The sequence below is a fragment of the Conexibacter sp. JCM 18997 genome (assembly GCF_055391915.1).
This window is the reverse complement of sequence record NZ_AP043885.1, coordinates 4,773,404-4,797,276: the sequence shown is the minus strand read 5'-3', so window position 1 is coordinate 4,797,276 and position 23,873 is coordinate 4,773,404. Positions and strand designations below refer to the sequence as shown.

The following is a 23,873-nucleotide window of genomic DNA, read 5'->3' as shown; positions in this document are numbered from 1 at the left end:
CTCTGCTCCGCGCCGCTACCGGCAGGCGCGGTACGTGCGTTGGCCGGTGATGGTCTGGCCGAGCACGGTCTGGGCCGAGACGCGCACCTTCACGCGCCGGCGCGGCACGTGGGTGAGCGTCTGCGTGCCGATCGCGTTGGTGGCGTCGAGCGCCTTCGCGCGGCGGCCGTTCATCGTGATCCGCACGGACTTCAGCGCGTCGCCGGGCGGCTGACGCAGACGCAGGCGCAGGCTGGAGGTGCGGCAGCTGCGCTTGGCCGTCGGCAGCGTGGCCACCGTCGAGATCGTCGGCTTGGCGGTGGGCAGCGTCGAGATCAGGTCGGAGTCCACGCAGGAGCGCACGACGTCCGTCGACGTCCCGTCGGGGGCGATCTTCGGCTGGGACTCCGGGTTCTCGGGCGGGCTGAAGCAGACGCGCATGAACTGCGCCTGGTTCATCCCGATCAGCACCCGGTAGGCCGTGTTCCCGCGCTCGATCGGCCCGCAGGTGGCCGAGTTGAACCACTGGTGCCTGCCCCAGTAGGAGCCGTCGGCCTGGGCGGTCATCGTGGCCCACACCTCTTCGCCGATCTGGTGCGGGCAGTTCTCGAAGCGGGTCTCGCGGATGACCCACCCCGCGAAGGTCCCGTCGGGTTGGGCCTTGACGGCGATCTGGCCGCCGTTGAACGACCACACTCCCTCGGCGTCGGCGGCCGACGCGATGGCCGGCGCTCCCAACGCCAGCACTACGGCCACAAGGGCCGAACGCAGCAACATCACACTGCCTCCCGGTGAGTTGGTTCCCCTGCCGTCGTGCGCGCCGCTTCGAGCAGCGCGCACAACTCCAACCAGCCCTCGAATCCCCGGGGCACGCCATCGGGACCCTCGACCGACCCCGCGATGGGGCCGGGTGAGGGCTCGACGACGACAACGAGGCGGCGTGGCGGAGCGACGGTCACGCGGCGATCCTCCGCCCGCGGCCCACCGGTTCGCATCGTGGAGCCTCCACGAACCTTGCACGCACCCTCCGCAGGGCCGATACTCGCGGTGTCATGGCGGCGGGGGCCACGGTGATGCTGCTCGAACGCGACCTCGAGCTCGCGGCGCTGGCGGACGCGGTGGCCCAGGCCCGCGAGGGATCGGGCGCGATCGTCGTGATCGACGGACCGGCTGGCATCGGCAAGACGCAGCTGCTGCGCGCGACGATCGAGGACGCGACGCTCGGCGGGGTGCGCGTGCTGCGGGCCGCGGGCGCGGGCCTCGAGCGCGAGCTGCCCTACGGCTGCGCGGTCGCGCTCCTGGCCGGCGCCTTCGCCGAGCTGCCGCCCGCCGACCAGCTGGCCATCCCGGGCGCGGCCCGCGCGCTGCTGATGGGCGGCGAGCCACCCGCCGGCCTGGACCCGACCCTGCCCCTGCTGCACGGCCTGCACGTGCTCTGCGTGCGGCTGGCCGCCGCCGGGCCGCTGATGCTCGTGCTCGACGACGCACACGACGCCGATGCCGCCTCGCTGCGCCTGCTGGCCTACCTGGCCGCGCGGATCGAGGAGCTGCCCGCCGCGCTCGTCGTCGCCGCCCGCGCCGGTGCCGCGCCGACCGACCCCGCCGCGCTGGACGCCCTGCGCGACGGCGCCCGCCGCCTGACCCCGCAGGCGCTCAGCGACGCGGCCGTGGCCGAGTGCGTCCGCGCCGGGCGCCCCGAGGCCACCGACGCCTTCTGCGACGGCTGCGCGCGCGTGACCGCCGGCAACCCGCTCTACCTGTCGGCGCTGCTGGGCGCGCTGGCCGCCGACGCGGTGGCCGCCGACGACGCCTCGGCGCAGCGGCTGTCGCGCCTCGGCGTGGACAGCGTCTCGCGCGCGGTCCTGGCCCGGATCGCCGCGCTGGGCGTCGACGCGACGGCGCTGGCCGGCGCGATCGCCGTGCTGGGCGAGGGCATGCCGCTGCGGCTGGCGGCGACGCTGGCCGGGGTCGACGCCGAGGACGCGCCGGCCGCCGCCGACCGGCTCGCCTCCGCCGACGTGCTGACGCCCGGTCCGCGGCCCGCGTTCACCCACCCGATCGTGCGCGAGGCGGTCTACGACGACCTCGGCGCCGCGCGCCGCGCGCGCGACCACCTGCAGGCCGCGCGCCTGGTCGCCTCCACGCCGGACCTCGCCGCTGCCCACCTGCTGCGGGCGGAGTCCTGCGGCGAGCCCTGGGCGATCGAGCTGCTGCGCGAGGCGGCGTTCGCGGCGCGTGCCCGCGGCGCGCCCGCCCGCGCCGTCGCGCTGCTGGTCCGCGCGCTGGACGAGGCTCCGTCGCGACCCGTCCGCGCCGCCCTGTTGCGCGAGCTGGGCGCCGCGCAGGCGCTCGTCTTCGAGCCCGACGCGGTGCAGACGCTGCGCGCCGCCTGGGACCTGGAGACCGATCCGGCCCAGCGCAGCCGCGTCGCGCTGGAGCTCGGTCGCGCGCTGATCATGCAGGGCCGCCTGGCCGACTGCGTCGAGGTGTGCGATCGCGCCGCGGTCGAGCCGGGCGGCGACCCGTCGCTGGTCGAGCGGCTGCAGACCGAGCTGATCTCCGCCGCGCGCCTGGACCTCTCCACCCGCCCGCTGTCGCTGCAGCGCATCGCGGTGGCGCCCGCCGATCCCGAGGACCCGCTGTGGCTGGCCAACCTGGCCTACGAGCACGCGCTGGCCGGCGATCCGTTCGCGCAGACCGCCGCGCAGGCCCGGCGCGCGTACGGCGGCGGCACGCTGCTCGCCGCGGAGACGAGCGACTCCCCCACGCTGTACCTGGCCACCAACGCGCTGACGCTGTGCGAGCAGTTCGCCGAGGTCGATCGCGCGTTCGCCGACGTCATCACCGAGGCGCGCGGCCGCGGCTCCGCGCTGGGCTTCGCGATCGCCTCGTGCTTCCGGGCCGACGCGGCCAACCGGCGCGGCGACCCGCGTGCCGGCCATGTCCACGCCGCGGCGTCGATCGCCGCCGCCGAGGCGCACGGCTGGGCGCTGGGGCTGCCGATGGCCTTCGCCGTCGCGGTCGACGCGCTGCTCGAGCTCGACCAGGCCGACGCGGCGCAGGCCACGCTCGAGCACGCCCCGCTGACCGCCGGCGAGCTGCCCGAGAACGTCTTCTTCATCCCGGTCCTGTTCAGCCGCGGCCGCCTGCGCATCGCCCAGGGCGACGTGCGCGCGGGCCTGGCCGACGTGCTCGAGGCCGGCCGCCGGCAGGACGACTGGGGCGCGCCCAACCCGTCCGTGCTGCCCTGGCGATCGACCGCGGCCGAGGCGCTGCTGACGGTGGGCGACCTCGAGCAGGCGGCCGAGCTGGCCGCGACCGAGCTCGCGCTGGCCGAGCGCTTCGGCGCGCCGCGCACGCTCCTGGTCGCCCGCCGCGCGGTCGCGCTGGCCGCCGGGGGCGACGCGGCGATCGACCAGCTGACCGCCGCCATCGCCGCCGTCAGCGCCGAGCAGGCGCCCGTCGAGCGGGCCCGCTGCCAGGTCGATCTGGGCGCCGCGCTGCGCCGTGGCGGCCACCGCCGCGACGCGCGCGAGCCGCTGCGCGAGGCGCTCGACGCGGCCGGCGCCGCGGGCGCGCTGGCCCTCGCCCGGCGCGCTGAGGCCGAGCTGCAGGCCACCGGCGCGCGGCCGCGCCGCGTGCGCCTGAGCGGCGCCGACGCGCTCACGCCCTCCGAGCGGCGCGTGGCCGAACTGGCCGCCGCCGGGCGCTCGAACCCGGAGATCGCCCAGTCGCTGTTCGTCACCCGGCGCACCGTCGAGACGCACCTGACCAGCGCCTACCGCAAGCTCGACGTGCGCTCGCGCGAAGAGCTCGCGTTTGCCCTGAACAGCTGACGGGAAGCCCGGTCCCCGGCATGTGGGACAGTCACGACACCGAGCTCGTGATCTACGCGGCGGTGGCGATCGGGCTCGTCATCGTCCTGGTCGCCTGGGCCAAGGTCCACCCGTTCGTCGCGCTGCTGCTCGGGTGCATCACGATGGGCCTGCTGGCGGGCGAGGACCCGCCCAAGCTGATCGAGTCGATCACCGGCGGCGCCGGCGACACGCTGGGCAGCGTCGGCCTGATCCTCGCGCTGGGCACGATGCTGGGAAAGCTGTTGGCCGAGTCGGGCGGCGCCGACCGGCTGGCCGAGGCGGTGATCGGCAGCGCCGGGCCCAAACGCGTGCCCTGGGCGATGGCGCTCGTGGCGATGATCGTCGGGATCCCGCTGTTCTTCGAGATCGGCGTCGTGCTGATGATCCCGATCATCTTCGTCGTCGCCCGGCGCGTGCAGGAGGCCGGCTTCAAGGGCGACGCCTACCTGATGGTCGGCCTGCCCGCGCTGGCCGGCCTGTCCGTGCTGCACGGGCTGGTGCCGCCGCATCCCGGGCCGCTGATCGGCATCGACGCGCTCCACGCCGACCTGGGCAAGACGATGCTCTACGGCTTCATCATCGCGATCCCGACCGTGATCATCGCCGGCCCGCTGTTCGCCCGCTTCGCCACGCACTGGGCCCACGCCGACCCGCCGCAGGCGCTGATCGACCAGGTGGCCAAGGAGACTGAGAACGAGAGCCCGCCGTCGGTCTTCGCGGTCGTCTTCACGATCCTGCTGCCCGTGGCGATCATGCTGCTGCGCACGGTCGCCGACGTGGCGTTCGACGAGGGCAGCTGGCAGCGCGAGTGGGCCGACTTCATCGGCGACCCGATCATCGCGCTGCTGATCGGGCTGCTGGTGGCGATGTGGACCTTCGGCTTCGCGCGCGGCTTCGACCGGGCCAAGCTCAACACGTTCCTGGGCGACAGCCTCGCCCCCGCGGCGGCGATCCTGCTGATCATCGGCGCGGGCGGCGCGTTCAAGCAGGTGCTGATCGACAGCGGCATCGGCGAGGCGCTCGGCGAGGCGGCCAAGTCGATCGACATCTCGCTGCTGATCCTCGGGTGGCTGGTCGCGGTCCTGATCCGCCTGGCCACCGGCTCGGCCACGGTGGCGATCACCACCGCAGCGGGGATCATGGCCGCGATCCTCAAGTCCGGCACCGGCGAGGACGTCAACCTCGAGCTGCTCGTGCTGGCCATCGGGTCGGGCTCGCTGTTCTTCAGCCAGGTCAACGACGCCGGCTTCTGGCTCATCAACCAGTACTTCGGCATGTCGGTCGCCGACACCATCAAGACGTGGTCGGTGATGGAGACGATCATCTCGGTGGTCGGCCTGGTGCTGGTGCTGGTGTTGAATCTCGTCGTATGACAGAAGTCGTCCTCGGCGTCGACGTCGGCACGACCAGCGCCAAGGCGACGGCGTTCGACCCCGACGGCGCCGAGCACGGCCACGGTGAGCACGGCTACCCGCTGGACGAGCCCGCGGCCGGCCAGGCCGTGCAGGACCCCGCGCTGGTGGTCGAGGCGACGCTGGCGGCGATCCGCGACGCCCGGACCGCCGCGCGCGAGGCCGGTGCCGAGGTCGTCGGGCTGTCGGTGTCGACCGCGATGCACGGGCTCGTGGCCCTGGACCGCCACGACCGGCCGCTGACGCCGCTGATCACCTGGGCCGACACGCGGGCCAGCGCGCAGGCCGAGCGCCTCAAGGCCGAGCATCCCGACCTGCATGGGCGCACCGGCACGCCGCTGCACCCGATGTCACCGCTGGCCAAGCTGTGCTGGCTGCGCGAATGCGAACCCGACACGTTCGCCGCCGCGCGCCGCTTCGTGGGCGTCAAGGAGCTCGTGCTTCACGAGCTGACGGGCGAGTGGGCGCTGGACCACTCGGTCGCCTCCGGCACCGGGCTGTTCGACATCCGCGCGCTCGACTGGGACGCCGAGGCGCTGGAGCTGGCGGGCGTCGAGGCGGGTCAGCTGGCCCCGCTGGTGGAGGCCAAGCACCGCTTCGGCGACGTGGTGGCCGGTGCCGGTGACGGGCCGCTGGCCAACCTCGGCGTGGGCGCCGTGCGCCCGGGGGTGGCCGCCGTGTCGATCGGCACCAGCGGCGCGCTGCGGGTGATGGTGCAGCGGCCCACGACCGATCCGGCGGGCCGCGTCTTCTGTTACGCCCTGACGCCGGGGCGCTGGGCGGTCGGCGGCGCGATCAACAACGGCGGCGTCGTGCTCCAGTGGGCCGGCGAGGCGCTAGCGCCGGACCTGGGCGAGCACGCCGAGGATGAGCTTCTGGCCCTGGCCGCCGAGGTGCCCGCGGGCAGCGACGGCCTGATCATGCTCCCCTACCTGATGAGCGAGCGCGCGCCGCACTGGAGCGCGCTGCCGCGCGGGGCCTACGTGGGTCTGACCCGCGCGCACGGCCGCGGCCATCTGATCCGCGCGGCGATCGAGGGCGTCTGCCAACAGCTCGCGCTCGTGCTCGAGTCGGTGCGCGAGGCGGGCAACGACGTCGTCGAGGTGCGCGCCACCGGCGGGTTCGCGCGCAGCGAGCTGTGGCGGCAGATGCTCACCGACGTGCTCGGCACCGAGGTCGGCTTCCCCACCGGGCACGAGGGCTCGGGCTTCGGCGCGGCGCTGCTGGGGATGGAGGCGCTGGGCCTGATCGACTCGATCGAACGGGCCGCCGACCTGGTGGAGATCACGCAACGACGACAGCCCGACGCGGAGGCGGCGGCCTCCTACGCCGGGCTGCGGCCCGTGTTCGCATCCCTCTACGACGCGCTTGCTCCGGCCTTTCGGCACCTGCGGAGTGCGTCGAACTAGCTAGATGGCGTGGTTGGCCACGAAGAGGCGCTCCGGGTCGACCGCGGCCCGGATGGCCCGCAGCCGCTCGTAGGCGTCGGCCTCGAAGAGCTCCGACGCGTGCGCCGGCCGCTCGACGAAGTTCATGTACGTCACGCGCGACGTCCAGCGGCGCATTGCGGCCACGACGCGCGCGCCGCGGGCCTGGGAGGCCTCGACGAGCTCGGGTGACATCGCCGCGCTGGCCAGGAACGCGAGGTACTGCCCGTCGATCGCGCCGCGGGCCCCCTGGCCCGGCCGCTGACGCCCGAGCGCGCCGCCCAGGTGGCGCAGCTCGGCGATCATGAACGGCGAACCCGAGCCCGGCCCCAGCAGCGCGAGGAACTCCTCGATCGCCTGGTCGGACAGCTCGTCGAGCATGAACGAGTCGCTCACGCCCGGCATCGGCTCCTCGGGGTCCATGTGCACGTAGCTGAGCGCGGCCGGCTCGCACGGGCCCCAGCCGTCCATCAGCGGGCCCCGTGCGCGCAGGGGCGCCAGCACCGCGTCGGCCTCGGCGGCCGGCCCGGCGAAGGCGCCGTCGATGACCACGAACGCGCCCCCGCGCAACGGCTCCGGGATCGACGGGTCGTCGGGCACGGCCAGCAGGCGCAGCGAGGTGGTCAACGCGTCCGGCGCGGCGCGGGTCACGTCCCGCCAGATCGGGACGATCTCGGCGGCCCGGGCCAGCGGGAAGAACATCGCGCCCGCGACCAGCTCGGGCTCCTCGAACAGCGCGAACTCCAGCGCCGTGACGACGCCGAAGTTGCCGCCGCCGCCGCGCACGGCCCAGAACAGGTCCGGGTCGCTGTCGGCGGTGATCTCGCGCAGCCGGCCGTCGGCGGTGACGATCTCGATGGCGGTGATGGCGTCGGCGGCCAGGCCGTGCTTGCGACCCAACCAGCTGATGCCGCCGCCCAGCGAGTAGCCGACGACGCTGACCTGCGGCGACGAGCCGGCCAGGGGCGCCAGGCCGTGCGCGGACGCCGGGCCGGTCACCTCCTTCCACTCCGTGCCGGCGGCGACGCGGGCGCGCTTGGCCACCGGGTCGATCTCGACGCCCTTGAGCGCGGTCATGCGCAGGACGACCGTGTCGCGCAGCGACGCCGTGGCGCCCGCGTTGTGGCCCGAGGCCTGCGGCGCGACGTGCAGCCCGAGGTCGGCGGCGGCCTGCACGGCCGCGATCACGTCATCGGTGGTCTGCGGGACGACGACCGCGGCGGGCTGCTGGTCGACGTACAGGTTCCACACGGCGCGGGCCGCGTCCCAGGTCTCGTCGCCGGGGACGTGGACGGGGCAGGTGAGCCGGGCGGCCAGCGCCTCGGCGGGGGTGAAGGTCAGTTCCAGAGAGGACATGGCGCGGATGCTCTCCGCGCCCTATTTCCGTCCGCTTACCGCGCGTCTACCGCGCTTGCCGCTGACTTGCCGCCCCGGCGCGTGCGCGCGGTGAAGGCGCCCAGCACCACCGCGATCAGCGCGGCCGCCGACAGCGCCAGCGCCCAGTTGGGCAGGTCGTTGAGCAGGTTCCAGAAGCCGTGCAGCGGCGTGATGTCGTCCTTGTCCTTGGTGGCGATCTTGTGGCCGATGCCGACGATCACCACCGACAGCGCCAGGATCAGCACGGTCCACACGGCGGGGTGGCGGGGCGTCTTGCCCTTGCGGTGCAGGACGTTGAGCGACTTCAGCAGCTTGGCCGCCTTGGCCAGGTAGAGCACCTGCAGCACGCGCACGCCCTGCAGCGCCGACAGGGCGCGGGCGGCCAGCAGCGCCTCGAGCACGTGCGTCAGCAGCGGCAGCGTGGCGATCAGGATGGCCAGGCCGAACAGGTGGCCGCGGATCCAGGCGCGCCGGTCGGCGACGACCGCGAGCATGATCACCGCCTCGGCCAGGAACACGGCCCAGATCGCCCACGACAGCGAGACCGCGACGATCTCCCAGGCTTCGCCCAGATCGGAGAAGTACAGGAACACCGTGGGCAGCGAGGCCCAGGCGGCGGTGAGCACGGGCAGGTGGAGGCGCTGCTCCCAGCGCGCGCCGCGTGGATCGATCTGGGCGTCGATCGCCGCCATTACGCGGGCCAGACCAGGAGCACGCCGTCCCCGATCGTCAGCAGCGCGTTGTGCACGCGCGGGTCGGCCTCGACCTGCGCGTTGAACTGGGCCGTGTCGTTGCTCGGATCGAGCACGCGCCCGCTGCGCAGGGTGTTGTCGAAGGCCATCACGCCGCGCGGCGCCAGCAGCGGGAGCACGAGCTCGAAGTAGCGCGGGTAGTCCGGCTTCCACGCGTCGACCCAGGCCAGGTCGAACGGCCCGTCCAGGCCGGCCAGCACCTCGCGCGCGTCGCCCACGATCAGGTCCACCTTCGCGCCCGCGGGATCGCCGTCGAGGTGCTCGCGGGCGATCGCGGCGGTGTCGGGATCGGCCTCGATCGTCGTCACGCGCCCGTCGGCGGGGAGCGTGCGGGCCAGGCCCAGCGCCGTCAGGCCGGTGAACGTGCCCACCTCGAGCACGCGCGTCGCGCCTGCGGCGAAGGCCAGCGCCTCCAGCAGGCGCAGCTCGATCAGGCCGCCCATCATCCCCGGCGAGGACATGCGCTCACGGGTCGCCGCGGCCACGTTCGACAGGCCGGGATCCAGGGCGGTCGTGTGGGCGCGGGCATAGTCGGTGACGGCCGGGTCGACGAGATCCATGCCCCACATGGTGCCGACCTCAAATAGCCTTCCGCGCTGTGAGCGACACGAAGGGCCTCACCGAGGCCGAGGCCAAGCGCCGACTGGAGGCGCGTGGGCCCCAGCCTCCGCCCCCGACGAGCCGCTCGTACCGGTCGATCGTGGTGGCCAACACGTTCACCGTGTTCAACGGGATCCTGCTGTTCTTCGGGATCCTCACGATCGCCTTCGGGGACCCCAAGGACGCGCTGTTCGTCGGGATCCTGATCGCCAACATGACGATCGGCATCGCGCAGGAGGTGCGGGCCAAGCGCGCGCTCGACGCGCTGGCCGCGCTGGTGGCGCCCAAGGCCACCGTGGTGCGCGACGGCACCCCGCGCGACGTCCCGGTGGAGGACGTCGTGGTCGGCGACCTGGTCAGCGTCAAGGCGGGCGACCAGGTCGTGGCCGACGGCACGCTGGTGCGCGCCGAGGGGCTCGCGCTGGACGAGTCGGTGCTGACCGGCGAGTCGGAGGCCGTGCGCGGCGAGATCGACCGCACCGTGTTCAGCGGCTCGTTCGTCACCGAGGGCGAGGGCGCGTTCGAGGCGACGGCCGTCGGGCCCGACTCGCGCGCCGCGCAGGTGACGGCCACCGCGCGGGCCTTCCGCCACCCGCGCTCGCCGCTGGAGCGGGCGATGGACCGGCTCCTGATCATCTTCGTCGCGGTGATGCTCCCGCTGGGCATCGCGCTCGGCGTGTCGCTGGCGATCCGCGACGTCAGCCAGGCGCAGGCGGTCGAGACGCTGACCGCGGCCGTGGTGAACATCGTCCCCGAGGGCCTGATCCTGCTCGTGTCGCTGACGATGGCGGTGTCGGCGGCCAAGATGGCCCGCCGCGGCGTGCTGGCCCAGCAGCTCAACGCGATCGAGTCGCTCGCGTCCGTCAGTGTGCTGTGCACCGACAAGACGGGCACGCTGACCGAGGCGGCGCTGCGGGTCGTGGCCGTCGTGCCCAGCGCCGGCCTGGAGGAGTCGGCCGTGGCCTGCGACCTCGCCCGCTACGCGGCCAGCGCGCCGTCGCGCAACTCGACCCTGGAGGCGGTGCACGAAGCCGCGCTCGGTGGCGACGGCCTGGCCGTCGAGACGCCCAGCGCGACCGTGCCGTTCTCCTCGCGCCGGCGCTGGAGCGCGCTGCAGCTGGGCGACGACCGCTTCGTGCTCGGCGCGCCCGAGGCGCTGCTGGAGGGCGACGCCGGCGCCGCCCTGCGCGAGCGCGCGCACAGCGAGGCCGAGGGCGGCCGGCGCGTGCTGGCCATCGCCTCGGCCGGCCAGCCGCTGCCCGAGGCCGCACCCGACGCGCCGCTGCCCGGCGACCTGCGCCCGCTCGGGCTGGTGGTCCTGGCCGAGCGGCTGCGCAACGACGCCGACCGGACCGTCGCCTTCTTCGAGGCCGAGGAGGTCACGCTGCGCGTGCTGTCGGGCGACAACCCGGCCACCGTCGGCGCGATCGCCCGCGACGCCGGCATCGCCGCGGAGACCGACGCGCTCGACGGGCGCGCGCTGCCCGCGGACGACGCCGAGCTCCTGCGTGCGGTCCGCGCTGCGCCGGCGATCGGCCGCATCTCGCCCGAGGGCAAGGAGCGGGTCATCCGCCTGCTGGCCGAGGACGGCGAGTACGTCGGGATGGTCGGCGACGGCGTCAACGACGTGCCCGCGCTCAAGCAGGCGCGCCTGGCCATCGCGCAGGGCAGCGGCACCCAGATGGCCCGCTCGGTGTCGGACATCGTGCTCGTCTCGGGCGAGTTCTCCGAGGTGCCGCCGCTGGTCCACGAGGGCCGGCAGATCCTGCGCAACATCCAGCGCGTGGCGCGGCTGTTCGCGGTCAAGGCGATCATGACCGCGTTCCTGCTCGTCGTGGTCGCGCTGCCCACCGGCGTGTTCCCGCTGCTGCCGCGCCAGTTCACGCTGGCCTCCAGCCTGGCGCTGGGCATCCCGGCCTTCTTCCTGGCGCTGGCCCCGAGCAAGGGCCCGTGGCGACCCGAGGGCTTCCTGAAGGCGATCGCGCGGTTCTCGTTCCCGGCGGGTGTGGCCAGCGGCCTGGGCGCGCTGACCGGGTACCTGGTCGCGCGCTACGGCTTCGACGTGTCGCTGGCCGACGCGCGCACGGTCACCGTCGAGACGGTGGTGGTCGCCGGGCTGTCGGTGGTGATCGTGCTCGAGGACGAGCCGGGCAAGCGCCGGCTGGCGGTGGCCGGCCTGTGCGCGCTGATGGCGCTCGGGTTCATGATCGTCTCGGCGGTCCCGTTCGCCCGCGACTTCTTCGACCTCGAGGTGCCGACCGGGGAGATGCTCGCCTCGTTCGCGATCGGCGTCGGCGTGCTGCTGGTCGCGCTGTGGTCGGCGCTGCGGGTGGTCAAGCTGCTCGACCGCCGCGCGGGAGTGCAGGAATGACGCTGCTGATCGCCCCGGACTCGTTCAAGGGCACCTTCTCCGCGCGCGAGGTGGCCGCCGCGATCGCCGCCGGCGCGGGCGACGCCGACGCCTGCCCGGTGGCCGACGGCGGCGAGGGCACGCTCGAGGCGATCCTCGCGGCGCACGGCGGGTCGGTGGTCGAGCTCGAGGTGCGCGACCCGCTCGGGCGCACGGTCTCCGCCGAGCTGGGCTTCATCACCAGCGGCGAGGTGGCGGTGGTCGAGATGGCCGCGGCCGCCGGGCTGGGCTTGGTCTCGCCGGAGGAGCGCGACGCGGAGGCCGCCTCGACGTTCGGCGTGGGCGAGCTGATCTCGCTGTCCATCGACAGCGGCGCCCGGCAGGTCGTGGTCACCGTGGGCGGCAGCGCCACCACCGACGGCGGCGCCGGCGCGATCGAGGCGATCGAGGCGCGCGGCGGCCTGCGCGGCGCGGAGCTCGTGGTCGTGTGCGACGTGACGACGCCCTTCGAGCGGGCGGCCGAGGTGTACGCGCCGCAGAAGGGCGCCTCCCCGGAGGCGGTCGTGCGCCTGACCGCGCGGCTGAACGAGCTGGCGGCGAGCTTCCCGCGCGATCCGCGGGGCGTGCCGATGACCGGGGCAGCGGGCGGGTTGTCCGGCGGGTTGTGGGCGTTCTACGACGCGGCGCTGGTCGCCGGTGCGGCGTGGGTGCTCGACGCGGTGGGCTTCGACGATCGCCTGTCGCGGGCCGCGGCCGTGGTCACCGGCGAGGGGCGCCTGGATGCGCAGACCTTCGAGGGCAAGCTGGTGGGCGAGGTGGCGGCGCGGGCGCGGCGGGCGGGCAAGCCGGTGCATGCGGTGGTGGGCTCTTCGGCGCTGTCCGATGCGGAGGCTGCCGCCTTGGGGCTGGCGTCCGTCACCGTGGCCTCCGACCTCGCGGCGCTTGAGGCCGCAGGCCGGGCGCTTTCGGCGGGCTGATTCGGTTACGACGGGCAACGATGGCGCGTGGGCGGTTCGCGCGCCGCAGGCCGCCCGGAGTTCTGGCGCGTTCCCACTCTCCAAGCCGGTCGTTGTCAGGTTCGCGTCGCTATGCGACGCCGAGCTGACAACGGTGCCGGCGGAGAGCGGCGACGTGCCACTTCTCGCGAAGGGTGGCGTCGCCGCAACCGCTCACTCTCCTTCGCTGCCCGCCGTTGTCCGCTTCGACCCGGTTACCGGGATCAAGCGGGCAACGGCCCTACGGGCGGACGCGAAACGCGTGCGTGTAGACGTTGACGCTCCCGCCGCGGGCGAAGCCGCACAACGTCAGGCCGCGATCGTCGGCCAGCGAGACCGCGAGCGAGGTCGGGGCGCCGACGCCGACGAGGATCGGCGCGCCGGCGACGGCGGCCTTCTGGACGAGCTCGAAGCTCAGGCGCCCGCTGACGCACAGGACGTGGCCGGCGAAGGGCACGCGGCCCTCGCCCAGCGCCCAGCCCACCACCTTGTCCATCGCGTTGTGGCGGCCGACGTCCTCGCGCAGCGCGAGCAGCTCGCCGGTCGCGTCGAACAGGCCGGTGGCGTGCATCCCGCCGGTGCGGGCGAACGAGGGCTGGCGCAGGCGCTCGGGCAGGTCGGCCAGCAGCGCGCGGTCGATCCGCAGGGCGTCGTCGTGCAGCGGCGGCGCGTGCACGGCGACCTCCTCGAGCGACCCCTTGCCGCACACGCCGCACGAGGACGTCGTGTAGAAGCGACGCGCGCCGGGGTCGCGGGCCAGCGGGCCCTCGACCTCGATCGTGTTGTTGGCGAAGTCCTCGGTCAGGCCCGCGCGGCGCGGGCCGTCGATCAGGCCCTCGCCGTACAGGAAGCCCAGCGCGAGCTCCTCGTCGGCGCCGGGCGTGCGCATCGTGACCGTCAGCGCCGCGCCGTCGACGCGGATCTCCAGCGGCTCCTCGACGGCGACCTCGTCGCGCCGGCCGTCGTGCTCGACGACGGCCACCATGCGCTCGTCCATGGCGCAGACGTTAGTCGCGGGCGGCGAGGGCCGGCATCAGCGTCGGCTCCTCGCTGACCGGCCGCACGTCGACGGCCATCACCTTGTACTCCGGGCAGCTGGTGTTGACGTCGGCCGACGAGCCGATCAGCAGGTTCGTGCGCACCTCGGGGAAGTGGAAGGCGGTGAACACGTGCCCGGGCTCGATCTTCTCGGTGACCTGGGCCGCGAGCTCGATGCGGCCGAACGGGCTGCGCACCGAGACGGTGTCGCCGTCGGTCACCCACAGGCGCTCGGCGTCGTCGGGGTGGATCTCCAGCACGTCGGAGGGGAGCAGCTCGAGGTTGGCCGTGCGCCGGGTCATCGTGCCGGCGTTGTAGTGCTCCAGGCGGCGGCCGGTGACCAGCACCAGCGGGAACTCGTCGCTGGCCTCGCTGCCGGGCGGCTGGTAGGGCAGCGCCGCGAAGCGGCCCAGGCCGTCGGGCTGCGTGAAGCGGTCCTCGTAGAGCGTCGGCGAGTCGGTGCCGTCGGCGGCCACCGGCCACTGCAGGCCGCGGCGGCCCAGGCGCGCGTGGCTGACGCCGGCGAAGTTCGGCGACAGCGCGGCGACCTCGTCCATCACCTCGGCGGGGGTCGCGTAGTCCATCTCGTGCCCGAGCGCGCGCGAGATCGTGGTCAGGATCTCGAAGTCGGTCTTCGCGCCGCCGGGCGGCTGGATCGCCGGCTCGACGAGCTGGATGCGCCGCTCGGCGTTGATGAACGTGCCCTGCTTCTCCAGGAACGCGGAGGCCGGCAGCACGACGTCGGCGTACTTCGTCGTCTCGGTCTCGAAGATGTCCAGGCAGACGAGGAACTCCAGCGACTCCAGCGCGTGGATCACGTGGCTGGTGTTCGGATCGGTCTGGGCCGGGTCCTCGCCGAAGATGACCATGCCGCGCAGGTCGCCGGCGATCGCCGCGTCGAACATCTGCGGGATCGTGTAGCCCTTGCGTCGCGACAGCGGGACGCCCCAGGCCTCCTCGAAGGCGCGGGCGGTGGGCTCGTGGTCGACCGGGCGGTAGTCGGTGTAGGTGTCGGGCAGCGCGCCCATGTCCGAGGAGCCCTGCACGTTGTTCTGGCCGCGCAGCGGGAGCAGCGCGCTGCCGCGCCGGCCGACCTTGCCGGTCATCAGCGCGAGGTTGCACAGCAGCTGCACGACCTCGGAGCCGTACTTGTGCTCGGTGACGCCCAGACCCCAGGACAGGCTGGCCTCGGCGGCCTCGCCGTAGATGTGCGCGGCGGCCTCGACATCCGCGGCCGGGACGCCGGTGATGCGGGCGACCTCGGCCGGCGTGTAGTCCTCCAGCAGGTCCTCGAGCACCTCGTAACCGGACGTGCGCGCGGCCATGAACTCGGGATCGACCAGGCCGTCGCGGCGCAGCACGTGCGCCAGGCCGAGGACCAGCGCGGCGTTGGTGCCCGGCCGCGGCGACAGGTGCAGCACGCCGTAGTCGGCCAGCTCGATGCGGCGCGGATCGACGGTCACCAGCTTCATCCCGGCGATCGCCGCCTGCTTGATGCGGGCGCCGACGACCGGGTGGCCGGCGGTCGGGTTGGCGCCGATCAGGATCATCGCGTCGGCGTGGTCGATGTCGCTGAACGAGCCGGTCGCGCCCGACAGCCCGAAGGCCTTGCGCATCGCGAACGAGGTCGGCGAGTGGCACACGCGCGAGCAGTTGTCGAGGTTGTTCGTGCCGATCGCGGCGCGCATCAGCCGGGCCATCACGAAGCAGTCCTCGTTGGTGGCGCGCGAGGAGGCCAGGCCGGCCAGCGCGTCGGCGCCGTGGTCGACCTTGATGCGGCCGATCTCGGAGGCGACCTTGCCGATCGCCTCCTCCCAGGTGGCGATCCGGAAGGCGCCGTTCTCGCGGATCAGCGGCGCGGTCAGCCGCTCGCGATTGCGCGTGAACTGGTGGGCGAAGCGCCCCTTCAGGCACGTGTGCCCCTCGTTGGCGGGGCCGTCCAGCGCCGGGCTGATCGAGGCGATCTTCCCGCCGCGCGTGTGCGCCTCCAGCCGGCAGCCGACCCCGCAGTACCCGCAGGTCGTGGTCACGTCGGAGTCAAAGCGCTGGTCGGTCATTGGTTCACCCCGCGAGTGCGAGTAGGGAGATCTCGGTGATGGCGCCCGTCGGGCATGTGTCGGCGCAGGCGCCGCAGGACACGCAGGCGGACTCCTTGAAGCCCTGGTCCAGCCCCGCGGCGATGTTCGCCTCGAAGCCGCGGCCGGTGGCGGTCAGCGCGAACGTGCCCTGCACCTCGTCGCAGGCGCGTACGCAGCGCCCGCAGGAGATGCACAGCTCGTGGCGCAGGGCCAGGTACGGATGGCGGTCGTCGTCGTCGACCGGGTGCGTGCGTCCGGGCCAGCGGGTCGTCTCGACGCCCAGGCCGCGGGCCACCGCAGCCAGCTCCGTGTGCGCCGCCGGGGGCTCGGGCAGCTCGGACAGCACCAGCTCGACCACCGCGCCGGCCACGCGCCGGGCCACGGGGTCCGCGGTGTCGACGACCATCCCGTCGCGCAGCGGCGTCGTGCAGGCGGGCACCGGGCGGGGCATGCCCTCGACGGCGACCATGCACACGCGGCAGGCGCCGAACGGGTCCTGCCGCTCGTCGAAGCACAGCGTGGGGATCCACTGGCCGGCCACGCGGGCCGCGTCGAGGATCGTCGTGCCGGGCTCGACCTGCAGCGCGGCGCCGTTGATCGTCACCTCGATGCTCACGCCAGGATCAGCTCCTCGGGCCAGTGGGCGATGATCGAGCGGATCGGCGCGGGCATGCCGCTGCCGTGGGCGCACAGCGAGCCGAGCTCGAGCGTCTCCAGGAGGTCCTCCAGCAGCGCGCGGTCGACCGGCGCGTCGGCCACGACCATCTCGTGCGCCCGGCGCATGCCGATCCGGCAGGGGAAGCACTTCCCGCAGCTCTCGGCCGCGCCGAAGTGCAGCAGGTGGCGGGCCACGCCGCGCATGTCGGTCGTCTCGTCGAAGGCGACGATGCCGCCGTGGCCGAGCATGCACCCCTCGGCGGCCAGCTGGGCGAAGTCGAACGGCGTGTCGAGCTTGGCCGCGGGCAGGATCCCGGCCAGCGGTCCGCCGATCTGCAGCGCCTTGATCTCGTGTCCGTCGATCAGCCCGCCGGCGACGTCCTCGCACAGCGTCCGGGTGGACAGGCCGAACGGGACCTCGTAGATGCCGGGGCGGGCGAAGCGCTCGTTGAAGCAGATGAGCTTGGAGCCGGGCGTCGCGTCGGGGCTGAGCGCGCGGTAGGCCGCGGCCCCCTCGCGGGCGATGAACGGGATGTTCGACAGCGTCTCGACGTTGTTGACCACCGTGGGCATGCCGTGGACGCCGCGCTCGGCGGGGAACGGCGGGCGGGCGCTGACGGTTCCGCGCAGCCCCTGCAGGCAGGCCAGCAGCGCGGTCTCCTCGCCGACGACGTAGGAGCCGGCGCCCTCGACGATGTCGATGTCGAAGGAGAAGCCCGACCCGAGGATGTCCTCGCCGAGCAGTCCCTCGGCGCGGGCGGCCTGCGCGGCGGCCTCCAGCGCGGGCTTGGACAGCGGGTACTCCGAGCGGGTCAGGACGAAGCCGTGCTGGGCCCCGACGGCGTAGCCGGCCAGCGCGATCCCCTCGAGCAGCAGCGCCGGGTTGGACTCCATCAGCCACTTGTCGATGTAGGACCCCGGGTCGCCCTCGTCGCCGTTGGCCACGATGAACGCCACGCCGCGCTTGAGCGCGTTGGCCCGGGTGAACTGCCACTTGGTGCCGGCCGGGAACCCCGCGCCGCCGCGGCCGCGCACGTCGGCCTCCTTGACCGCCTCCAGCAGCGCCTCGGGGGTGTCGCGCAAAGCGGCGCGCAGGCCGTCCCACGTGCCGGCCACGGTCAGGACCGGCTCGGCCAGCAGGCTGACCGGGGGCGGCTCGGCCGCCGGCTCGGCGGCGTCGCGCAGGATCCGCGCGACGGCGCCCGGGCCGGCGTCGATGATCTCGCCGTCGCGGATCGCCGGGGCGCTGTGGCAGAACCCCAGGCAGACGCTCTCGGCCAGCGAGACGGTGCCGTCGGGCGCCTTCACCCCCAGCTCGAGGCCGAAGCCCTCGCGCAAGGCGTCGAGGTGGGCGTCGCCGGTCGCCGCGAAGCAGGCGGTGCCGGTGCACACGCGCACGTGGCGCTGGCCCCGCGGATGCAGCAGGTCGTCGTAGAAGGTCGAGACGCCGTAGACCGTCGCCTCGGGCAGACCCGAGCGCTCGGCGGCGACGCGGCGATCATCATCGGTAATCACGCCGTGGTCGTCGACGGCCTCCTTGAGCACCTGCAACGCGGTCGGCGCGTCCTGGTCGTGGTGCCGGCGGATGAGCTCGACGAGGTTCTTCGACACGGACCCACATCATGGAGCGGCCGCTTGCGCCCGTCCAAAGCCGGTCGTGGATTGTGCGATAAGCATTGGTTATCGTTTGGTGGCGTGCAGCTGCGTCAGCTCGAGTACCTCGCCGCGCTCGACCGGGAGCGCCACTTCGGCGCCGCGGCGCGTTCCTGCCACGTCTCCCAGCCCGCGCTGTCGACCGCGATCCGCGCGCTGGAGCGGGAGCTGGGGGTGCCGCTGGTGCGCCGCAGCGGTCGCTTCGAGGGCTTCACCGAGGAGGGTGAGCGGGTGCTCGTGTGGGCGCGCCGCGCGCTGACCGACGTGCAGTCGCTCAACCAGGAGGTCGATCGGCTGCGCAGCGGCCTGGAGGGCACGCTGCGCATCGGGGCCATCCCCACCGCGCTGACCGCGTCGACGCTGGTCACGGCCCGGTTCCGCCACGCGCACCCGCGCATGCGGGTGCAGCTGCGCTCGATGACCTCGCGCGAGATCGCCCACGGGCTCGAGCACGGCGAGCTCGACGCCGGCCTGACCTACCTCGACAACGAGCCGCTGGCCGACGTCGACGCGCTCAGCCTGTGGCGCGAGCGCTACCTGATCGTCGGCTCGGCCGAGCAGCTGGGCACCGCCAGCACGATCGGCTGGCGCGCGGCGGCGGCGCTGCCGCTGTGCCTGCTGACCGGCGACATGCAGCACCGCCGGATCGTCGATGACGCGTTCGCCCGCGCGGGCGTCGTGCCCGAGCCGGCGATCGAGACCAACTCGATCTCGACGCTGGTCGCGCACGCCGGCGCCGGGCTGGCCGCGGTCACCGCGCAGTCCTGGCTGCACACGATCCCGCTCCCGCCCGGCCTGGTCGCGGTGTCGCTCGTGCTGCCCACGGTCGAGCACGTCGTCGGCCTGGTCGCCGACGCGCGCGGCCAGCAGACGCCGGTCGTGGCCGAGCTGATGAGCCTGTTCGCGCCGCTGGAGCTCGACGCCGAGCTCCTATCGCCGGTGTAGCGCCGCCGCCGCGTAGTCCTCGGGCGTGTCGACGCTGGTCACCGACCGCAGGTGGGGGTCGACCGCGGCCAGCGCGGGATCGGCCAGCAGCAGCGCCTCGTCGGCCCAGGTCACGCGGCAGCGCTCGAGCAGGAATCCGGGGTTCAGGCGCAGCTCGGCGACCAGCGCCGCGGCCACGGGCGCCAGGCTCGTGCGGTAGGCGGCGGCCAGCGTCTGGCGGTGGCCGAGCACCATCGGCATGACGACGTCGGCGTCACCCAGCAGCGCGAGCACGCGGCGCACGTAGGCCGACTCCAGCAGCGGCATGTCGGTCGCCGTGACGAAGGCGACCGGCGCCTCGGCCACCGCGGCCAGCCCGGCGGCGAGGCCCTGCAGCGGGCCCAGGCCTTCGCGCGGATCCTCGACGACGCGGACGTCGGGCGGCAGCACGGGCAGCGCCTGGCCTGCCGCGCGCACGACGACCACCGGGCCGTCGACCGCGTCCCCCACGCGCCCGACGACGTGCGCGAGCAGGCTCGTCGCCCCCCACTCCAGCGCCGCCTTGGGGCGGCCCATGCGCGTCGAGCGTCCACCGGCGAGCACGACGCCCGCCGCGGTCATCCGGCGCGGCCGTCCCGCCGCAGGACCGCGTCGCGGGCCGACGACGCACGCTCGACGTGCATGGCCGCGATCGCATGGCGCTCGCTGCCGGGCTCGTGGGCCAGGTTCAGCTCCACCAGCCGGGCGGCCGAGCGCACCGCCGCCTCGGCCAGCAGGGTCGCCGCGGTCGCGTCGCCCTCCAGGGCCGGGTTGCCCTTCGCCGCCAGACCCGCGGCCAGCTCGGCCAGCTCCGCGCCCAGCGCGGCCAGCGCCAGCGGGATCTCGGCCGCGGCGGCCAGCGCCGCCGCGTCGTCGCCGCCCGCCCGGCGCGCCTCGATCACCGCGGCGAACGAGGTGCGATCGCGCGCGGCCAGGTCCAGCGCGGCCGCGCGCAGGTGCGCCGCGCGGGCGGCGTGCACAGCGGACGCTCCGCCCTGGGTCAACCCCGCGGCCATCTCGGCCAGGCCCGCGGCCAGGGCCGCCGTCCAACCCGCCGCGCTGCCCGCGCCCGGGGCCGGGGTGGGTGCCGCCAGCTCGCCCAGCAGCGCGTCGAAGTCGGCGGTCACGGGCTCAGAACAGGCCGACGATGTGGCCGTCAGGCTCGAGGTCGACGCCGAACGCCGCCGGCGTCCGGCCCAGGCCCGGCATCTGCATGATGTCGCCGCACAACGGCACCAGCCAGCCCGCGCCGGTGTAGGCGCGGATGTCGCGCACCGGCAGGGTGAAGCCCTCCGGCGCGTTCAGCAGCGTCGGGTCGGCCGACAGCGAGTACTGCGTCTTAGCCATGCAGATCGGCAGCGCGCCCAGGCCGTCCTGCTCCAGCTCGGCGATCTTGTGCTCGGCCTCGGGATACAGCAGGACGTCGCCGGCCCCGTAGACCTTGGTCGCCACCGCGGTGATCTTCTCGACGATCGTGTCCTCGTCGCGGTAGACGAGCTCGAAGTCCGACGGGATCTCACAGGCGTCGACCACCGCGCGGGCCAGGTCCGCGACGCCCTCGCCGCCGCGCTCGAAGCCCTCGTTCAGCTCGGCCGCGTCGGCGCCGAAGGCCAGCGCCTGCTCGCGCACCCACTGCAGCTCGTCATCCGCATCGCCCGGCCGGCGGTTGACCGCGACGACGCAGGGCAGGCCGAACGTCTTGACGATCCCCACGTGCCGGCGCAGGTTCCCGATCCCGCGCTCCAGCGCAGCGCGGTCCTCGCCCAGGCCGTGGTGCTTGAGCGCGCGCACCGTGCACACGAGCACGACCGCGCTGGGCACCAGGCCGCCGACCCGGCAGACGATGTCGAAGAACTTCTCCATGCCCATGTCCGAGCCGAAGCCCGACTCGGTGATCACGTACTCGCCCAGCCGCAGGCCGAGCAGGTCGGCGACCAGCGACGAGTTGCCGTGGGCGATGTTGGCGAACGGCCCGCAGTGCATCAGGCACGGCTGCCCTTCGAGCGTCTGGATCAGGTTCGGCTTCAGCGCGTCCTTGAGCAGCACGGCCATCGCGCCGGCGGCCTGCAGGTCCTCGGCGGTGACCGCCGTGCCGTCGAAGGTGTGTCCGACGGTGATCGCGCCCAGGCGCCGCCGCAGGTCGCCCCAGTCGCGCGAGACCGCGGTGATGGCCATGACCTCCGAGGCGGCGGTGATGTCGAAGCCGCTCTCGCGCGGATAGCCGTTGGCCCGCCCGCCCAGGCCGACGGTGATCTGACGCAGCGCGCGGTCGTTGATGTCGACGCTGCGCCGCCAGGTGACCGACAGCGGATCCAGCCGGTGCGGGTTGCCGTGCAGGATGCTCGCGTCGACCATCGCCGCGAGCAGGTTGTTGGCCGCGCCGATCGCGTGGATGTCGCCGGTGAAGTGGAGGTTGAGGTCCTCCATCGGGACGACCTGCGTGTAGCCGCCGCCCGCCGCGCCGCCCTTGATGCCGAAGACCGGGCCGAGCGACGGCTCGCGCAGGCACAGCACCGGCTTGCGCCCGATGTGGCCGAGCCCCTGGGTCAGGCCGACCGCCGTCGTCGTCTTGCCCTCGCCGGCCTTCGTCGGGTTGATGCCGGCGACGCAGACGATCTTGCCCTGCGGCTGGCCCGCCAGCCGGTCGGTGGCGCTCAACGCGATCTTCGCCTTGTAGCGGCCGTAGGGCTCGACCTCGTCGGGCCGCAGGCCCAGCGCGGCGGCGATCTCGTCGATCGGCCGTAGCTGCGCGTCCTGGGCGATCTCGAGGTTGCTCTTCATCGCCGCGTATGTTCTCAGGGAATGTCTTCGATCGACGACCCTCGCGTGCGCACCGGCCTGGAGCGCCAACTCACCTCTCGTCGCGACCGCCTCGACGGCGGCGCCCAGGCGATCGGCTGGAAGGCCGGCTACGGCACCAAGCCCGTCCTGGAGTCCCTCTCGCTGGCCGGTCCGCTGGTCGGGTTCATGACCGACGCGTCGCTTCTGGAGGACGGCGCGGCGATCGACATCAGCGGCATGATCGGACCGGCCATCGAGGCCGAGATCGCCGTCCGCCTGCGCACCGACATCGAGCCGGGCTCGACGCCCGACCAGGTGGCCGACGCGATCGACGCGATCGCGCCGGCGATCGAGGTCGTCGACTTCGACGGCACCGAGCGCTCGGACGTCGAGGAGGTCCTGGCCCGCAACATCTTCCACCGCTACGTCGTGCTCGGCACCTGGGACGAGGGCCGCGCCGGCCTCGACCTCGAGGGCGTCACGCTCGACGTGCAGGCGGGCGAGACCGCGCTGTCGGGCGTCGGGCCGACCGACGTGCTCGGCGACCTGGTCGAGGTCGTGCGCTGGCTGGCCGACCTGGTGGCCGGCGCGGGCGAGCGCCTGCGGGCCGGCGAGATCGTCATCACCGGCTCGGCCATCGTGCCCGCCCAGCTGCAGTCCGGCGACGCGGTCAGCGTGCGCTACAACGGCCTCGGCGAGGTCGGCCTGCGCGTCACCTGAGGACGCGCAGGACGATCGCCGCCCCGGCCGAGCAGGCGACCATCGTGATGGCCATCGGCAGGGCGCTGGCGCCGGCCACCCCGGCCAGAGGGGCGACGATCGCGCCGGCGGCGAACATCGTCAGGCCGAGCAGTCCGGAGGCGCTGCCCGCCTTGTCGGGGTGGTCGATCATGGCCAGCGTCGTCACGTTGGGCACGACGATGCCGGTCATCGAGACGATCGCGAAGAAGCCGACCAGCAAGGGCACCAGGCCCAGCCCGGCGACCACGCTGACCAGGACGAGGGCCGAGCCGAGCAGCTGCACCGCATGAGCGGCGCGCAGCAGCCCGGACGGTCCCAGCGTGCCGACCAGCGTCCGGCCGAGCTGGGCGGCGCCGATCAGGCCCAGCCCGTTGACGCCGAAGACGAGCGCGAAGGTCAGCGGCGACAGGCCGTGCAGATCCTCCAGCACGAACGACGAGCCGGCCAGGTAGGAGCCCAGCGCGCCGAACGAGAGCGCGCCGGTGGCGGCCAGCGCGACGAAGCGCCGATCGCGCGACAGCAGGCCCAGCGCCTCGCGCGTCTGGGTCAGGCCACCACCGTGGCGGCGCTCGGGCGCCAGCGTCTCGGGCATCGAGCGCCAGCACCCGATCAGCAGCGCGCCACCGATCGCCGCCAGCACGACGAACACGCCGCGCCAGGTGCTGACGTGGAGGATCAGGCCGCCGACCGCGGGCGCCAGCACCGGCGCCAGGTTGGAGATCATCGTCAGCAGGGCGAACGCACGGGCCGCGTCGGTCGGGTCGTCGTTGCGGTCGCGCACGATCGCCCGGGCGATGGCGATGCCGGCCGCGCCCGCCATGCCCTGGATCAGGCGCAGGATCAGCAGCACGACGATGCCGGGCGCGAACGCGCAGCCCAGCGAGCTGGCCACGTAGATCGCGATCCCCACCAGAAGCGGCCCGCGCCGCCCGCGCGCGTCGCTGATAGGGCCGGCCACGAGCTGGCCGATGGCCAGCCCGACCATGCACAGGCTGATCGTGGCCTGGGCCGACCAGGCGGGCGCGTCGAGGTCGGCGCTGACCTGCGGGAGACCCGGCAGGTACATGTCCATCGACAGCGGGCCGAAGGCGCTGAGACCGGCCAGGAGAGCGAAGACCCACGGCGACAGCGCCGATCGCCGTTCTGTTGTGTTCAAGACCGCAGCACCGCAACAGGGGTTCGGTCGACCAATAAGGGGAAAACCAGAGTGATG

19 protein-coding genes are annotated in these 23,873 nt (G+C 74.0%); 7 read left to right on the top strand and 12 right to left on the bottom strand.

Annotated elements, in window-relative coordinates:
- Positions 1–15: 15 nt before the first annotated feature.
- The gene (locus tag ACZ5UI_RS24060; protein WP_464191888.1) at positions 16–735 is read right to left on the bottom strand and encodes a hypothetical protein; all 720 of its coding nucleotides are present in this window, start codon (positions 733–735) and stop codon (positions 16–18) included.
- Between the two features lie 296 nt (positions 736–1,031).
- Here ACZ5UI_RS24060 and ACZ5UI_RS24055 point away from each other — a divergent pair, with 296 nt between their 5' ends.
- From ACZ5UI_RS24055 to ACZ5UI_RS24045, 3 genes are read left to right on the top strand one after another with little or no spacing between them, the layout of a single operon-like run.
- Positions 1,032–3,815 carry a helix-turn-helix transcriptional regulator gene (locus ACZ5UI_RS24055; protein ID WP_464191885.1) on the top strand — a complete coding sequence of 928 codons (2,784 nt, stop codon included), beginning with the start codon at positions 1,032–1,034 and terminating at the stop codon, positions 3,813–3,815.
- A 20-nt stretch (positions 3,816–3,835) separates the two neighbouring features.
- Positions 3,836–5,209: a GntT/GntP/DsdX family permease gene (locus ACZ5UI_RS24050; protein ID WP_464191883.1), complete on the top strand. Its 1,374-nt coding sequence runs from the start codon at positions 3,836–3,838 to the stop codon at positions 5,207–5,209.
- On the top strand, positions 5,206–6,657 hold the full coding sequence (locus ACZ5UI_RS24045; protein WP_464191880.1) for a gluconokinase: 1,452 nt from the start codon (positions 5,206–5,208) through the stop codon (positions 6,655–6,657). The genes ACZ5UI_RS24050 and ACZ5UI_RS24045 overlap by 4 nt, the downstream gene beginning before the upstream one ends.
- On the opposite strand, the gene ACZ5UI_RS24040 is transcribed toward ACZ5UI_RS24045, so the two are convergent.
- From ACZ5UI_RS24040 to ACZ5UI_RS24030, 3 genes are read right to left on the bottom strand one after another with little or no spacing between them, the layout of a single operon-like run.
- Positions 6,658–8,031 (bottom strand): FAD-binding oxidoreductase, encoded by a 1,374-nt coding sequence (locus tag ACZ5UI_RS24040; RefSeq protein ID WP_464191878.1) that lies wholly within the window; start codon positions 8,029–8,031, stop codon positions 6,658–6,660.
- 35 nt (positions 8,032–8,066) lie between these two features.
- Positions 8,067–8,744 (bottom strand): hypothetical protein, encoded by a 678-nt coding sequence (locus tag ACZ5UI_RS24035; RefSeq protein WP_464191876.1) that lies wholly within the window; start codon positions 8,742–8,744, stop codon positions 8,067–8,069.
- Complete coding sequence (locus tag ACZ5UI_RS24030) at positions 8,744–9,364, bottom strand: O-methyltransferase (RefSeq protein ID WP_464191874.1); 621 nt, start codon at positions 9,362–9,364, stop codon at positions 8,744–8,746. The genes ACZ5UI_RS24035 and ACZ5UI_RS24030 overlap by 1 nt, the downstream gene beginning before the upstream one ends.
- A gap of 38 nt (positions 9,365–9,402) precedes the next feature.
- On the opposite strand from ACZ5UI_RS24030, the gene ACZ5UI_RS24025 reads away from it, so the two are divergent.
- Both ACZ5UI_RS24025 and ACZ5UI_RS24020 read left to right on the top strand, forming a co-directional pair.
- Positions 9,403–11,775, top strand: a complete 2,373-nt coding sequence (locus tag ACZ5UI_RS24025) for an HAD-IC family P-type ATPase (RefSeq protein WP_464191872.1) — start codon at positions 9,403–9,405, stop codon at positions 11,773–11,775.
- Positions 11,772–12,731, top strand: coding sequence for a glycerate kinase family protein (locus ACZ5UI_RS24020; protein WP_464191870.1), 960 nt, complete (start codon positions 11,772–11,774; stop codon positions 12,729–12,731). Before ACZ5UI_RS24025 ends, ACZ5UI_RS24020 begins: the two co-directional genes overlap by 4 nt.
- A gap of 259 nt (positions 12,732–12,990) precedes the next feature.
- Here ACZ5UI_RS24020 and fdhD read toward each other — a convergent pair whose 3' ends face one another.
- The 4 genes from fdhD to ACZ5UI_RS24000 are packed head-to-tail and all read right to left on the bottom strand — an operon-like array spanning position 12,991 to position 18,133.
- Positions 12,991–13,746 carry a formate dehydrogenase accessory sulfurtransferase FdhD gene (fdhD, locus tag ACZ5UI_RS24015; RefSeq protein WP_464191868.1) on the bottom strand — a complete coding sequence of 252 codons (756 nt, stop codon included), beginning with the start codon at positions 13,744–13,746 and terminating at the stop codon, positions 12,991–12,993.
- A 10-nt stretch (positions 13,747–13,756) separates the two neighbouring features.
- Positions 13,757–15,844: a formate dehydrogenase subunit alpha gene (fdhF, locus tag ACZ5UI_RS24010; protein WP_464191866.1), complete on the bottom strand. Its 2,088-nt coding sequence runs from the start codon at positions 15,842–15,844 to the stop codon at positions 13,757–13,759.
- 4 nt (positions 15,845–15,848) lie between these two features.
- On the bottom strand, positions 15,849–16,481 hold the full coding sequence (locus tag ACZ5UI_RS24005; RefSeq protein ID WP_464191864.1) for a 2Fe-2S iron-sulfur cluster-binding protein: 633 nt from the start codon (positions 16,479–16,481) through the stop codon (positions 15,849–15,851).
- Positions 16,478–18,133, bottom strand: a complete 1,656-nt coding sequence (locus ACZ5UI_RS24000) for an NAD(P)H-dependent oxidoreductase subunit E (RefSeq protein ID WP_464191862.1) — start codon at positions 18,131–18,133, stop codon at positions 16,478–16,480. Before ACZ5UI_RS24000 ends, ACZ5UI_RS24005 begins: the two co-directional genes overlap by 4 nt.
- A gap of 84 nt (positions 18,134–18,217) precedes the next feature.
- Here ACZ5UI_RS24000 and ACZ5UI_RS23995 point away from each other — a divergent pair, with 84 nt between their 5' ends.
- Positions 18,218–19,120, top strand: a complete 903-nt coding sequence (locus ACZ5UI_RS23995; RefSeq protein ID WP_464191860.1) for a LysR family transcriptional regulator — start codon at positions 18,218–18,220, stop codon at positions 19,118–19,120.
- On the opposite strand, the gene mobA is transcribed toward ACZ5UI_RS23995, so the two are convergent.
- From mobA to ACZ5UI_RS23980, 3 genes are read right to left on the bottom strand one after another with little or no spacing between them, the layout of a single operon-like run.
- Positions 19,106–19,720, bottom strand: coding sequence for a molybdenum cofactor guanylyltransferase (gene mobA, locus ACZ5UI_RS23990; protein ID WP_464191858.1), 615 nt, complete (start codon positions 19,718–19,720; stop codon positions 19,106–19,108). The genes ACZ5UI_RS23995 and mobA overlap by 15 nt on opposite strands.
- Entirely contained in the window at positions 19,717–20,265 is a 549-nt protein-coding gene (locus ACZ5UI_RS23985) for a cyclodeaminase/cyclohydrolase family protein (RefSeq protein ID WP_464191856.1), read from the bottom strand. Before ACZ5UI_RS23985 ends, mobA begins: the two co-directional genes overlap by 4 nt.
- 4 nt (positions 20,266–20,269) lie before the next feature.
- Entirely contained in the window at positions 20,270–21,919 is a 1,650-nt protein-coding gene (locus tag ACZ5UI_RS23980) for a formate--tetrahydrofolate ligase (RefSeq protein WP_464191854.1), read from the bottom strand.
- 21 nt (positions 21,920–21,940) lie between these two features.
- Between ACZ5UI_RS23980 and ACZ5UI_RS23975 the strand changes: the two genes are divergently transcribed.
- The gene (locus ACZ5UI_RS23975) at positions 21,941–22,639 is read left to right on the top strand and encodes a 2-keto-4-pentenoate hydratase (RefSeq protein WP_464191852.1); all 699 of its coding nucleotides are present in this window, start codon (positions 21,941–21,943) and stop codon (positions 22,637–22,639) included.
- Here the strand turns inward: ACZ5UI_RS23975 and ACZ5UI_RS23970 are convergent.
- The gene (locus tag ACZ5UI_RS23970; protein WP_464191850.1) at positions 22,632–23,816 is read right to left on the bottom strand and encodes a multidrug effflux MFS transporter; all 1,185 of its coding nucleotides are present in this window, start codon (positions 23,814–23,816) and stop codon (positions 22,632–22,634) included. The two genes, ACZ5UI_RS23975 and ACZ5UI_RS23970, sit on opposite strands and share 8 nt — an antisense overlap.
- Positions 23,817–23,873: the final 57 nt, after the last annotated feature.

Bases quoted from the DNA above. Each gene is read 5' to 3' on its own strand.
- fdhD (WP_464191868.1), bottom strand. From the start codon at position 13,746: ATGGACGAGCGCATGGTGGCCGTCGTCGAGCACGACGGCCGGCGCGAC.
- mobA (WP_464191858.1), bottom strand. From the start codon at position 19,720: ATGACCGCGGCGGGCGTCGTGCTCGCCGGTGGACGCTCGACGCGCATG.
- ACZ5UI_RS24040 (WP_464191878.1), bottom strand. From the start codon at position 8,031: ATGTCCTCTCTGGAACTGACCTTCACCCCCGCCGAGGCGCTGGCCGCC.
- ACZ5UI_RS24020 (WP_464191870.1), top strand. From the start codon at position 11,772: ATGACGCTGCTGATCGCCCCGGACTCGTTCAAGGGCACCTTCTCCGCG.
- ACZ5UI_RS24055 (WP_464191885.1), top strand. From the start codon at position 1,032: ATGGCGGCGGGGGCCACGGTGATGCTGCTCGAACGCGACCTCGAGCTC.
- ACZ5UI_RS24045 (WP_464191880.1), top strand. From the start codon at position 5,206: ATGACAGAAGTCGTCCTCGGCGTCGACGTCGGCACGACCAGCGCCAAG.
- ACZ5UI_RS23975 (WP_464191852.1), top strand. From the start codon at position 21,941: ATGTCTTCGATCGACGACCCTCGCGTGCGCACCGGCCTGGAGCGCCAA.
- fdhF (WP_464191866.1), bottom strand. From the start codon at position 15,844: ATGACCGACCAGCGCTTTGACTCCGACGTGACCACGACCTGCGGGTAC.
- ACZ5UI_RS23980 (WP_464191854.1), bottom strand. From the start codon at position 21,919: ATGAAGAGCAACCTCGAGATCGCCCAGGACGCGCAGCTACGGCCGATC.
- ACZ5UI_RS24035 (WP_464191876.1), bottom strand. From the start codon at position 8,744: ATGGCGGCGATCGACGCCCAGATCGATCCACGCGGCGCGCGCTGGGAG.
- ACZ5UI_RS24050 (WP_464191883.1), top strand. From the start codon at position 3,836: ATGTGGGACAGTCACGACACCGAGCTCGTGATCTACGCGGCGGTGGCG.
- ACZ5UI_RS24030 (WP_464191874.1), bottom strand. From the start codon at position 9,364: ATGGATCTCGTCGACCCGGCCGTCACCGACTATGCCCGCGCCCACACG.